At 65.4% G+C, this 254-nt stretch carries 1 pseudogene; it reads right to left on the bottom strand.

What is annotated here, in order from left to right:
• Nucleotides 1–254 (bottom strand): annotated as a pseudogene (locus tag FCK22_RS18340) (efflux RND transporter permease subunit); the annotation flags it as partial.

Genomic DNA, 254 nt, shown 5'->3' with positions numbered 1-254 from the left:
CGTTTGGCGGCATGGGCATAGGCGGCGCGGGGCGAATGCCCCTCTTGCAGGCGGCGGTCGGCAAGTTCGGTGGTCACGATGGCCCCGTCCACCAGCATCCCCACCACGAGGATGAGCGAAAAGAGCAGACGAGGTTCATCGTATAGCCCATGACCCAAAGCGCCGTGACCCCGGCCAAGAAGGCCCCCGGAATGGCCAAGCCCACCAGCAGGGCCGAGCGGACGCCCAAGGCCCAGACAATCACGATCATCACA

The organism is Sulfitobacter sp. 15WGC (assembly GCF_005068605.1).
In the GTDB taxonomy this organism is placed as follows: domain Bacteria; phylum Pseudomonadota; class Alphaproteobacteria; order Rhodobacterales; family Rhodobacteraceae; genus Sulfitobacter; species Sulfitobacter faviae.
This window is presented reverse-complemented; position numbering and strand designations above follow the sequence as displayed.